The sequence below is a fragment of the Arthrobacter sp. NicSoilB8 genome (genome assembly GCF_019977355.1).
GTDB lineage: Bacteria > Actinomycetota > Actinomycetes > Actinomycetales > Micrococcaceae > Arthrobacter.
The window spans coordinates 3,214,657-3,226,663 of sequence record NZ_AP024655.1 but is presented as its reverse complement, the minus strand read 5'-3'; the positions used below and the strand labels follow the sequence as shown (position 1 = coordinate 3,226,663).

Genomic DNA, 12,007 nt, shown 5'->3' with positions numbered 1-12,007 from the left:
AGCCGACGTAGCCGGGTGCCAGCCCCAGTCCGGCAGGACAGGGCCGGCAGGACAGAGCGGGCAGGACAGGGCCGGGACGGAGCGGCGCATCGGCAGGGCCCGGGCCTTCCTCTGGAACACCCGACGAAGTATCTTCGTAGCGTGACGGGTGACCGATTGACCAGGCGGAGCAGGGCTGCGGCCGCGTCCGTGGCAGTCGTTGTCGCGGCAATCGTGGCGGCGATCAGCTTAGTCCTGTCCGGATGCACTGCCCCGCCGGTGGAGCCTGTGAGCACGGTGGATGCGCGCACGGTGCTGGCGGCTTTCAAGTCCCGGGGCATGGTGGATCATTTGAAGGCCCTGCAGCGTATTGCCGATGCCAACGGCGGGACCCGTGCCTCCGGCACGTCCGGGTATGAGGAGTCGGCCAGGTACGTCGAGGAGCAGCTGCGCGCGGCCGGGTACTCACCGGTCCGGCAGACCTTCTCCTTCAGGGGCGAGGGCCGGGGCAAGCCGAGGGTGGAGTCCTTCAACATCCTGGCCGATACCGGGGGCAGTCCCGGGCACACCGTGGTGGTCGGCGCGCACCTGGACTCCGTGAAGGAGGGCCCGGGCATCAACGACAACGGCAGCGGGGTCGCGGCGGTCCTGGAGACCGCGCGGTGGATGAAGGAGGCCGGGATCACCCCGGCCAACCGGGTCCGGTTCGCGTTCTGGGGCGGCGAGGAGGACGGCCTGTACGGCTCCCAGCACTACGTCGACGCGCTGAGCCAGGCCGAGATCGGCCAGACCGCGGCGAACCTGAACGTGGACATGGCGGCCTCGCCCAACGGGGTGCGGTCCGTCCACGACGGGGACGGCACGGATTTCGGCCACGCCGGACCGGCCGGGTCCAAGGCGATCGAGGACGTCCTCTTCCGCTTCTTCAAGGAGAACTCGCTCACGGCCGAGACCACGCCCTTTGACGGCGGCTCCGACTACGATGCCTTCCTCTCCGCGGGCATCCCCGGCGGCGGGCTGTTCACCGGGGATGAGAAGAAGAAGACCCAGGCCCAGGCCCAGTCCTTCGGCGGCGCGGCCGGAAAGGTCCTCGATCCCTGCTACCACGAGGCCTGCGACACCATCGCCAACACCAACGCGGAACTGCTCCAGGAAATGTCGGGCGCCCTGGCCTACGCCACCGTCGCCTACGCCATGGCCAAGGGCTAAGGCAATAGGCCATTCGCCGCAAAGTTGTAATCGGGGCAAACGCCGGCGTCGATTTCGAGTACACAAGCGGCGCCGGAGCCGCCGGACAGCCGCCAAGTCGGGTAGTGTAGCGGCCCCCTAAGTGAAAAAAACAGGTACCGGCTACTGAGGTGCTGTGAATTTCCTGAGACTACGATAAGAGCCGTCAGGTGGGGCAGGCATAGCTGTTCTGTCCAGTTCACGCATAGAAAACCTCTATAGGTGAAAAAAATACGGGCCTCGCGAGAGGAACGGCCAGCGCGCCACTGTTGCCACGCTGCGCTCCTTCTGTGCCCGTCATCCGGAATCCTGAGCTGTCTGAATGCTCGGGACATTTCACTCGTCTGAAGTACGGGGGACATCGACAGATGGATATCTTTGAAAGTTTGGAATCCGAGGTTCGTTCCTATTGCCGGGGCTGGGACACGGTGTTTGAGCGTGCCGCCGGCAGCACCCTCTGCAGCGAAGACGGCAGAGAATACTTGGACTTCTTCTCCGGCGCCGGTGCCTTGAACTACGGGCACAACAACCCGGTATTGCTGCGGCCGCTCGTCGACTACCTCCTCTCCGGTGCTATCGTCCATTCCCTGGACATGAAGACGGTTGCCAAGCGGCGCTTCCTCGAGACATTCCAGGAGTTGATCCTCAAACCACGGAAATTGGACTACAAGGTCATGTTCCCTGGGCCGACCGGAACAAACTCGGTGGAAGCGGCCCTGAAGCTGGCCCGTAAGGTCACCGGCCGGCAGCACATCATCAGCTTCACCAATGCCTTCCATGGAATGACCCTGGGCTCTTTGTCGGTCACGGGCAATTCAATGAAACGGCACGGGGCCGGGGTTCCGCTGACGAACGCATCGAGCATGCCCTATGACGGGTTCCTCGACGGCCAGACGCCTGACTTTCTCTGGTTCCGACGTGCCCTGGAAGACAGCGGCTCGGGGGTCGACAAGCCCGCCGCGGTGATCGTGGAGACTGTCCAGGGCGAGGGCGGGCTCCGGGCCGCCCGGGCATCCTGGCTACGTGAACTGTCGGACCTGTGCCGCCAGCACGACATCCTGCTCATCGTTGACGACGTACAGGCCGGATGTGGACGCACCGGGACGTTTTTCAGCTTTGAGGATGCGGGAATCAAGCCAGACATCGTCTGCCTTTCGAAGTCCATCTCAGGTTTCGGGTTGCCGTTGTCCCTGACGCTGTTCAAACCGGCGCTGGACATTTGGAAACCTGGAGAGCACAACGGAACGTTCCGCGGGCACAATCCGGCATTCGTCACGGGAACCGCAGCCTTGGAACACTACTGGCAGGACGGCAGGTTCGAACTGAAAGTCGCGGGGACTGTTTCGCAGCTGCACGAAGGGCTGGCCCGGATCGCGGCCGGCGTCGAAGGCGCTACTGTCCGTGGCAGGGGTCTGCTGGCGGGTGTCTACTACCCCAGTCCCGAGACGGCGGAGAAGATCGCGGCGGAATCATTCGCCCGCGGTCTGCTCGTGGAAACGTCCGGCCCGCAGGGTGAGGTTCTCAAGACGATGCCTGCGCTGACTATCAGTCCTGAAGATCTGCAGAGGGGACTCGATATTCTCGCCGAAGCCGCAGAGTTTGTGACCGGAGCACCGGTCCCCTTGGTGTCCACTGTTTGAGGATCCGCACGCAGAGGCCTGCTACCGACAGGCCCCTCGCGGAAACCTCCGCTCGCAAGAATAATGCAAATTTCGGGGAGAGAAATGGGTACCCGCAAAGCAACAGCGGCCAACGACCGTCATCTTGAGGAAACAGGCCAGGTGATTCCCCCGGGAAGTGTCATTGTGCAAAAGTTCGGTGGCTCGTCGCTGGCGGACGCCGCGGGCATCATCCGTGCGGCCGAGCGCATCGCCAAGACGCGGGCGAACGGATATCGGGTAGTGGCGGTGGTGTCCGCCATGGGGGACACCACCGACGAACTCTGCGACCTCGCCGCCGAGGTTTCCACCCGGCCGCTCCCGTCGGACCTCGATGCCCTCCTGAGCATCGGCGAACTTGTGTCCTCCGCACTGCTGGCGATCGCACTGGCAGATCTTGGCCAGGTGCCCCGCACCTTTACGGGCAGTGCGGCCGGCCTCATCACCGACAGCATTCACGGCAAAGCACACATTACCGATGTCAGGCCGGACCGGGTGCGCACCTGCCTGGCTCACGGCGAAATCCCGATCGTTGCCGGATTTCAGGGAAGGACCAAGAAACGGGGGAAGGTGACTACCCTCGGACGCGGCGGTTCAGATCTCACCGCGGTGGCGCTTGCCGCGGCACTTGGCGCCAGCGTCTGTGAAATATACACCGACGTCGACGGCGTCTACACGGCGGACCCCCGCGTGGTGCCGGCAGCGCGAAAGATCGATGTCCTCTCAAGTGAGGAAATGCTGGAGTTCGCGGCCTCCGGGAGCAAGGTACTGCATCTGCGGTGTGTTGAATATGCCCGCCGGTTCGGAATTCCGATCCACGTGAGATCCTCATTCGTGCCGGAGCCGGGGACGTTGATCCTGCCTGGCCTTGACCGCAGTTCACGCCGCCAGCCCGCACGGGAGCAAGCGCTGGTGACCGGAGTGGCCGGCGTCAACTCTTCTTCGAAAATCGTCGTACTTGGCATTCCGGACCAGCCGGACAGCATCGCGCGCATCTTTCATGTGCTGTCCCGTTCGGGGGCCAACGTCCAGACAATCGCCCAAAATGCGGCCGGCCCGGGCTCGAGTCGCTCCGACGTAGCCCTGATTCTGCCCGAAGGCCAGGCAGCTCCCGCACTTGCCGTGCTCAACGCGGCAAAAGGGACCATAGGTTTCCAGGGCTTGCAGCATCAAGGCCACGTGGGCCGGGTATCCATCACAGGCCTGGGCATGCGGTCCTCCCCGGAAATCTTCTGCACCTTCCTGAAGGCTCTTTCGGACGCCGACGTTGAACTGGATTTGGTCGACATTTCCGAGACGTGCATGGGGGCCGTCACCCACACCGACCGGCTCGCGGATGCCGAACGTGCTGTCCGCCGGGCATTCGGCGTGGCTCCGGCGGAAGAGGAAGCGAGGACGGGCCGCGTCGGCAACCTCACGGTCGCCGTAGGCGCCCCGGTCGGCACGTGGGCTGCGATTTCTGGCCACGAAACCGCGCATGTCCTGCGGGACGGCAGGCCGCATGTCCCGCAGGACAGCAGAACAGTGGCACGTCACTTCTAGCGAAGGAGCTAAAGGATGGGCAAGACCGCGAGGATCGGCAACAGCCTCACCACACCCCCTGAGTTGCGCGGAAAGATGTCCACGGTTGGCGGTTTGGAGGGGGGAACTGTCCTGACATCGGCCGCGCCGGATCAGGCCGCGCGCTGGCATCGGGGCGAGCGGCTGGACCAGCTTTTCGAGGACCGCTGTGATGACCTGCGGGACCAGGGGCTGGACGACCAGATTGCCGTGGATGCCGGGGACGTTGTCCTGACGTACAGGGAGCTGGACGAACGGGCGAATCAGCTGGCGCGTCATCTCCTGGTGTGCGGTGCCCGGCCGGGCGACCGCGTCGCGCTGCTGTTTGACCAGCCGTGGCGGTCGTACGTGGCGATGCTTGCCGTCTTGAAGATCCACGCGGCCTATGTTCCGCTGGATCCGGGATTCCCTCCGGACCGCCTCCAGTACATCGTTGAAGACGCCAATGTGGCCATGATCCTGTCACTGTCCCATCTGAAGGACCTGCTGCCTGAAGTGGCCGCCGTTACGGTGTGTGTTGATGATGTGCAGGCGCAGATCGAGGCGAAGGACCCGGCCCGCCTGAGCGGTGCGGACCATGGCGGGACGAAGGATGAACTGGCATACATCATCTACACCTCCGGTTCGACGGGCCGGCCAAAGGGCGTGGCGGTGGAACAGGCCAGTATCTGCAATTTCATCCGGGTGGCCTCCGACATTTACGGAATCGAGCCCACGGACCGCGTGTACCAAGGCATGACGATCGCCTTTGATTTTTCGGTGGAAGAAATCTGGGTCGCCTGGATGGTCGGGGCCACCCTGGTGCCTAAGCCCGGACGATCCAGCATGCTGGGCGCCGAGCTCGCGGAGTACCTGCAGGAGAAACGGATCACGGCTCTTTGCTGTGTTCCAACGCTGCTGGCGACGCTCGACGATGATCTGCCCGATTTGCGGTTCCTGCTGGTTTCCGGGGAGGCCTGCCCCAAGGATCTCGTCCTGCGCTGGCACCGCCCCGGGCGCCGCTTCCTGAATGTCTACGGCCCGACCGAAGCGACGGTAACTGCCACGTGGTCGGTCCTCGACCCGGACGTGCCCGTGTCCCTCGGCGTGCCCCTGCCCACGTACTCGGCGGTCATCCTTGACCCCGAGCAGAGCCGGGCGCTGCCCCGGGGTGAATCCGGTGAGATAGGCCTCGCCGGCGTGGGACTGGCGCGGGGATACGTGAACCGCCAGGACCTGACGGACCGGGCGTTCGTGCCGGACTTCCTGGGGATCGGGAACAATCCCTCCGGCCGGATCTATCGCACCGGGGATCTGGGCCGGGTCAACGACGACGGGGAACTCGAATACTTCGGCCGGATCGATACTCAGGTCAAGATTCGCGGCTACCGCATCGAGCTGAGCGAGATCGAATCCGTCCTCCTCCAGCTCCCCGGAATTGCCCAGGCGGTCGTCCAGACGTTTGAACCGGAACCCGGAACCGTGGAACTGGCCGCCTACTACACCATTCGCCAGGATGTCGCGGGCGTTGATGCCCATGACCTCCACCGGATGCTGCGCACCAGGCTTCCCGGGTACATGGTTCCTGCCTATTTTGAACAGCTGGACGCCATTCCCATGATGGCCAGCGACAAAGTGGACAGGAAACGGTTACCCCGTCCAGAGCACAGAATCAGCCAGGCGGCCGCCGGGTCGTTTACCGCCCCAACGACCGCCGCCGAAGAGGCCCTGGCGGCGCAGCTCGGCGCCGTGTTGAGCCTTGACAAGGTGTCAACCGATGCCCATTTCTTCAACGACCTGGGCGCGGATTCCTTGCTGATGGCCCGCTTCTGCGCCCGCATCAGAAAAGAAACCGCCCTGCCACCGGCCGCAATGCAGGACATCTACGAGAACCCGACGGTGCGGCAGCTTGCCGTATGCCTCGAGGCACGGCACAGTGAATCCGTTGACAGCGCCGCCGTGCCGGAGCCCGGCGCCGTACTCCCGGCACCGGTGCCTCCCGTGAGCTCGTTCCAGTACGCTCTTTGCGGTGTCGTCCAATTGCTGTTTTTCCTGGGTTACACCATGTACGCCGCATGGCTGCTGGTCTTTGGCTACGAATGGACGTTGGGGGGAACCACCCTCCTTGACATGTGGCTTCGCGCCGTCGGTTTCGGCGCCGCCATGTTCGTGGTCCTGTCCGTGACCCCGATCATCCTCAAATGGGTCCTCGTCGGGCGGTGGAAGCCGGGCACCATCAGAATTTGGAGTCTGGCTTATCTGCGATTTTGGGTGGTCAAGACGCTGATGCGGGCAAACCCGCTCGCTCTCTTCGTCGGCTCTCCGCTCTATGTGCTGTACTTGCGGCTCTTGGGCGCCAAGATTGGCAAGGGGGTGGCGATCTTCTCCCGGAAGCTGCCCGCCTGCCCGGACCTGCTCACCGTCGGCGACAACTCCGTGATCAATAAAGATTCATCGTTCGTTTGCTACCGGGCACATTCGGGACTCATCGAGATGGGCCCGGTGACGCTGGGAAGCAATGTCCTTGTCTCGGAGCGGACCACCCTCGACATCGGAACGACGATGGGCAACGACACCCAGCTTGGACATGCGTCATCGCTGCAGACCTCGCAGGTCGTGCCCGAGGGACAGGTGTGGCACGGTTCCCCCGCGGCGCGTGCCAGCGCCAACTACCGGCGAGTCCCGGCCGTGCCCTGCACCACCCGGCGGAGGGTCATCTTCAGCCTCCTCCAGTTGTTCAACCGGCTGGTCCTGGTCGTTCCGGCGGGCGTGCTCGGCCTGGCCGCGCTCCTGCCTCCCTACCTGGACACCGGGCACCTGCAGCTGGGCGCCTACACGTTCTTTGTTGATGTGGCGGTGATGACACTGGTCGTGTTCATTGGCGGCCTGATAGTCGGTCTGGTGGTTGTCCTCTGTGTTCCGCGGTTGCTGAACCATTTCCTCAAGCCCGATGTCGTCTATCCGCTTTACGGCTGGCATTATTCGATCCATCGGCTGATTGCCCGCACCTCCAACGCCAGGCTCTACAAGGACATCTTCGGCGACAGCTCCTACATCGTGCACTACCTGCGGGCGCTGGGCTGGGACCTGGGCAAGGTGCAGCAAACAGGGTCGAACTTCGGCCCCACGCTGGGCCACGAGTCGCCGTTCCTCAACTCCGTCGGGACAGGGACCATGGTTTCGGACGGTCTGAACATGATGAACGCCGACTACACCGGCTCGTCCTTCCGGCTCTCACGGGTCCGGATCGCCGGCCACAACTTCCTGGGAAACAACATCACGTTTCCGATTGGAGCCCGCGTCGGGGAGAACTGTCTCCTGGCCTCGAAAGTGATGATTCCGATTGACGGCCCGGTCCGGAGGGATGTGGGGCTGCTGGGATCACCCGCATTCGAGATTCCGCGGTCCGTTCAGCGTGACGCCGAGTTCGACGAGCTCAAGATCGCGGACGCCATGAACAGGCTTCTCCCGTCCAAGAACCGGCACAACATCGTGAGCATGGTGCTGTTCCTGGCCGTGCGCTGGGTCCTGTTGTTTGTTGCCACACTCGCCGGCGCCGTTGCCGTATCCGCGCACAGTTTCCTCGGTGCGCTGGCCGTCGCCGGGGCAATGCTCGGCCTGGTGGTGTTCCGCATTCTGTTTATGGCATTGGTGGAGCGTTCGGTTATGGGCTTCCGCCGCCTGAAGCCGCAGTACTGCTCGATCTACGACCGGTACTTCTGGCAGCACGAACGGCTCTGGAAGCTGCTGGCCGGGGCGCCGTTCAACGGAACCCCGTTCAAGCCCCTGACCTGGAGGCTGCTGGGGGTCAAGGTGGGCAAGCGGCTCTACGACGCCGGCCTGAACATGCCGGAAAAGACCCTCGTGACGATCGGGGATGACTGCACGTTCAACGAGGGAGTGCACGTTCAGGGCCACTCCATGGAAGACGGCGCCTTCAAATCTGACTACATCGCGATCGGCAACCGCTGCTCCCTGGGCGTGGATTCCTGGGTCAACTACGGGGTGACGATGCGCGATGGTTCGACTCTCGGGGCCGACGCCTTTCTGATGAAAGGCGAGGACGTCCCGGAAAATGCAATATATTCCGGCAACCCGGCGCGCGAGGTGATGAGCCCGGCGGCACCCAAAGCGCTCGCGGCCGTGTTTTCCGCCAGCCCCCGCCACGGCGGCCCCCGTCACAGGGAGGTAGCCGCTGCGCCCGGTGGGCTCCTCAGGCTCTCGAAGGGACCCTACGGAACCCACGCAACCCATGCGGCCCACGGAACCCACAAGGCGGCGAAGGCAACCCAGGTCCAGGCCAAGTCGAGCGTCGAGGCCAAGGCGAAGGCCAATGGCAATGCCAAGACCGACGCCGAGCTCCCGGGGTCCCGTTCCTAGTGCGACCCCGTCGGCACGGAAGCGTCTTCGGAGAAGTCATCGGGAAATTCCTCGGGGAAGTCCCCAGCCGCGGCCGGCCCGGAATGGCGTCCGCGGGGCAGGGACTTCTGTAGGGCCTTGCGCTCCCGGCGTCCTTCCACGAGCCGGTACAGGACCGGAACCAGGACGAGCGTGAGGGCGGTGGAGGAGATCAGCCCGCCGATCACCACGATCGCCAGGGGCTGGGAGATGAAGCCCCCGCCCCCGGTCAGTCCCAATGCCATGGGCGTCAGGGCGAAGACCGTGGCGAGGGCCGTCATGAGGATGGGGCGCAGACGCTGGCGGGCGCCGTGCGTGATGGCGTCCGCCACCGCCATCCCGGGTTCGCCGTTGCGCGGCTGGCGGTACTGGTTGATGAGGTCGATCAACACAATCGCATTGGTCACCACAATGCCCACAAGCATCAGCATGCCGATCAGCGACGGCAGGCCCAGCGGCACGCCTGTCACCACCAGCAGGGCGATGGCACCCGTCGCCGCGAACGGGATGGAGACCAGCAGGATCAGCGGCTGCACCAGGGACTTGAACGCAGCCACCATGATCACGTAGACGATCGCGACGGCGGCCAGCAGCGCGAGCCCCAGCTGGCGGAACGAATCGGCCTGCTGGGTCGTGGCGCCGCCGATCGTGGCGGTGACTCCCGGTGGCAGCTGGACTGCCTTGAGGCGGTTCTGCACTTCGGTGCTCACCGCGCCGAGGTTGGCCCCCGACGGCGTCACGGAGACCCGAGCGGTGCGCTGGCCGTTGCTGGCGGTAATGGAGACGGGGACGTCCACCTGCTCGACGGCGGCGATGCTGCCCAGCGGCACGGCGCCGGCCGGCGTCGGGAGCGGGATGTCCCGAACGGCGTCGATGCTTGTGAAGCGGGTGCCCTCACCGATCCGGACGGGGAAGTCGTTGGTCTCGATCCGCACCGTTCCGGCCGGAATCGGACTGATCGTTGCCGCCAGGACCCCGGCCACGCGCTCCTCGTTCAGGCCGGCCGCGACGGCCTTGGCCCGGTCCACCTTGACTTGGACCACAGGCTGGCTGGCGGCCAGGTTCGTTGCCACCTCGCTGCTGCCGGGTACGCCGTCCATGGCTTTGACCATCGAGTCACTGGCGGCCCGGAGATCGGCGGTACTGGCCGCTTTGAGGGTAATGTCCACCGTCGATGAGGTGCCGAAGCCGCCCTGCTGGGAACCGACAGTGATCTTGCCGGCGTCGCCGAGCTTGGCGAGCTCGTTGCGGACGGTGTCCTGCAGCTTCCCCTGGTTGGCTTTTTCGTCCGTGACCACCGTGAAGGTCGAATTCGACGCGCCGCTGGAGAGCAGGGCCGAGAACCCGGTCTGGGCGTTGCCTGTGGTGGACTGCACGTCCTTGATTCCGTCGATGCCGCGCAGGACGCCCTCGACCCGGATGGCTGACGCGCTGGCCTCGTCAAGGCTGGTTCCGGCCGGCAGGGCCTGCTTGACGGTCATGCTGTTCTCGCCGGAGCGGCCCAGCAGATCGGTGGCGAGCAGCGGGGACATCGCCACGGTGCCGCCGAGCACCAGGGCCGCGGCGATCAGGGTGAGGACGGGATGCCGCTGGGTGCCGGCAAGGACGGGCAGGTAGCCGCGCTGCAACAGCGTATGCTGCTCGGCCTCATGTGCCTTAGCGGCAATGCCGGCGGCAGAACCAGCAGGGGAGCCGGCGACGGCCGGCGTGCGCAGGAACCAGTACGCCAGCACGGGCACGATGGTCAGCGAGACCAGCAGCGAGGAGAGCAGGGCGATGGTCACGGTGAGGGCGAACGGCCGGAACAGTTCGCCGGCCAGGTCGCCGACGAACGCGATCGGCAGGAAGACGGCCACTGTCGTCAGTGTCGAGGCCGTGATGGCACCGGCGACTTCGCGGATGGCGGTCACAATGGCGGTGATCTTGTCCTCGCCATAGCTGAGGTGGCGCTTGATGTTCTCGATGACCACGATCGAGTCGTCCACCACGCGGCCGATCGCGATGGTGAGGGCGCCGAGGGTCAGGATGTTCAGGGAGTAGCCGGTGGCCGAAAGCCCGATGAACGTGATCAGCAGCGACAACGGGATGGACACGGCCGTCACCAGGGTGGCGCGCACGGACATCAGGAACACCAGGATCACCACGACGGCGAAGCCCAGGCCCAGCAGGCCCTCGGTGGTGAGGTCCTTGATCGACTTCTCGATGAACGGTGCCTGGTCGAAGACCGGGGTGAACTTGGCGTTGGAGCCCAGCTCAGCCTCGAGCTGCGGGATGGCGTCCTTCACCGCATGCGAAATCGCGACAGTGTCGCCTTCGGGCTTCTTGGTCACGGACAGGGCCAGGGTTTCCTTGCCGTTCGTGCGCGTGATGGACGTACGGGCGTCCTCGACCAGGCTGACGTCCGCCACACTGCCGATCGTGGCGGCATTGCGGGCCGCGCCCAGGGGGAGGGCCTTGATGGCGTCGAGGGAATCGACCGGGCTGCCGATCTGGAGCGAGAGGGTTTTGCCCTGCTCCTCCACCGTGCCGGCCGGAACCAGTGATCCGTTGTTCTTCAGGGCATCGCTGATGGACTGGATGCTCGCGCCAGACTCCGCCAGGTCCCCCGGCCGCGGCAGGATCTGGATGTGCTGGGTGGCGCCGCCGGTCACATCGGCGCCCCTGACGCCGTCGAGCTTCTGCAGCCGGGGGACACTGAGCCGGGCGAGATCGGCGTTGAGTTCGCTGAGCGGCTTGTCCGAGGACACGGCCAGGAACACGATCGGGAAGTCGCTGATGCTCCCGGCGATGGCCTGCGGCTGGACGTCCTTTGGCAGGGCCTGCCTGGCGTTGGAGATGGCACGGTCGATCTGGTTCCGGGCCCGGTCCAGGTTGGAGCCGTAGGTGAGCGCCAGCGTGATCTGCGAGACGCCGTTCCGGGAGGTCGACGACGTCGACTCCAGCCCCTCGACGCTGTTCAGCGCCGTTTCCAGCGGGGCGCTGATCTGCTTGTCCACGACTTCCGGCGACGCGCCGGGCATCGAGGTGATCACGGTGATCTGCGGGAACTCGATGGACGGGATGAGCTCCTGCTTCAGCGAGGACATCGTGATCACGCCAAAGACCGACGCGAACACCGTGATCAGCGCGATCAGGGCCCGGTTGGCGAGGGACAGCTTTGCGAGCCGGAACATCTCATGGTCTCCTGGCGGGTCGGGGACGTAGTG

5 protein-coding genes are annotated in these 12,007 nt (G+C 65.0%); 4 read left to right on the top strand and 1 reads right to left on the bottom strand.

Annotated elements, in window-relative coordinates; translation table 11 throughout:
- Window positions 1-267 precede the first annotated feature (267 nt).
- The 4 genes from LDO15_RS14530 to LDO15_RS14515 all read left to right on the top strand — a co-directional run bounded on the left by LDO15_RS14530 (window position 268) and on the right by LDO15_RS14515 (window position 8,783).
- On the top strand, window positions 268-1,188 hold the full coding sequence (locus LDO15_RS14530) for a M20/M25/M40 family metallo-hydrolase (protein ID WP_223979713.1): 921 nt from the start codon (window positions 268-270) through the stop codon (window positions 1,186-1,188).
- Between the two features lie 386 nt (window positions 1,189-1,574).
- Entirely contained in the window at window positions 1,575-2,846 is a 1,272-nt protein-coding gene (gene ectB / locus LDO15_RS14525) for a diaminobutyrate--2-oxoglutarate transaminase (RefSeq protein ID WP_223979711.1), read from the top strand.
- 84 nt (window positions 2,847-2,930) lie between these two features.
- A complete protein-coding gene (locus LDO15_RS14520; protein WP_223979709.1) occupies window positions 2,931-4,406 on the top strand; it encodes an aspartate kinase in 1,476 nt (491 codons plus the stop codon).
- A gap of 15 nt (window positions 4,407-4,421) precedes the next feature.
- The gene (locus tag LDO15_RS14515) at window positions 4,422-8,783 is read left to right on the top strand and encodes a Pls/PosA family non-ribosomal peptide synthetase (protein ID WP_223979707.1); all 4,362 of its coding nucleotides are present in this window, start codon (window positions 4,422-4,424) and stop codon (window positions 8,781-8,783) included.
- On the opposite strand, the gene LDO15_RS14510 is transcribed toward LDO15_RS14515, so the two are convergent.
- Window positions 8,780-11,974, bottom strand: a complete 3,195-nt coding sequence (locus LDO15_RS14510) for an efflux RND transporter permease subunit (RefSeq protein ID WP_223979705.1) — start codon at window positions 11,972-11,974, stop codon at window positions 8,780-8,782. The genes LDO15_RS14515 and LDO15_RS14510 overlap by 4 nt on opposite strands.
- Window positions 11,975-12,007: the final 33 nt, after the last annotated feature.

Bases quoted from the DNA above. Each gene is read 5' to 3' on its own strand.
- ectB (WP_223979711.1), top strand. From the start codon at position 1,575: ATGGATATCTTTGAAAGTTTGGAATCCGAGGTTCGTTCCTATTGCCGG.
- LDO15_RS14520 (WP_223979709.1), top strand. From the start codon at position 2,931: ATGGGTACCCGCAAAGCAACAGCGGCCAACGACCGTCATCTTGAGGAA.
- LDO15_RS14515 (WP_223979707.1), top strand. From the start codon at position 4,422: ATGGGCAAGACCGCGAGGATCGGCAACAGCCTCACCACACCCCCTGAG.
- LDO15_RS14510 (WP_223979705.1), bottom strand. From the start codon at position 11,974: ATGTTCCGGCTCGCAAAGCTGTCCCTCGCCAACCGGGCCCTGATCGCG.